Here is a 274-nt window from a genome sequence, read left to right as displayed (position 1 = left end):
CCGAACCGTTGTACGAATACGTAAGAAATCCTGGCGCCAAGCCCGGTTTTGATAAATCCCCGGGAAATAAAAAAGGCGATGACAATCAGCCAGATTGTCTTGTTTCCAAATCCGCTTAACGTATTTTCAATAGATAGCGTTCCCGTTAACGCGGTGACTGCCAATGCAAAAATTGCAATTGCGCCCATTGGCAAGGGCTTGGAGATAAAGCCGATAATTGTTGCGACAAAAATAGCGAACAAATGCCATGCTTTAGGTTCAAGTCCGGACGGCG

General features: G+C 46.0%; 1 protein-coding gene. It reads right to left on the bottom strand.

Annotation, left to right across the window (positions count from 1 at the left end):
• Positions 1-274 (bottom strand): anion permease (locus SB660_RS20490; protein ID WP_410584169.1); only part of this gene is annotated, 274 nt, incomplete at both ends.

The sequence above is a fragment of the Bacillus sp. SIMBA_005 genome, from assembly GCF_046535585.1.
GTDB lineage: Bacteria > Bacillota > Bacilli > Bacillales > Bacillaceae > Bacillus > Bacillus pumilus.
The sequence above is the reverse complement of the archived record's forward strand: the minus strand, read 5'-3'. Positions and strand labels throughout refer to the sequence as shown.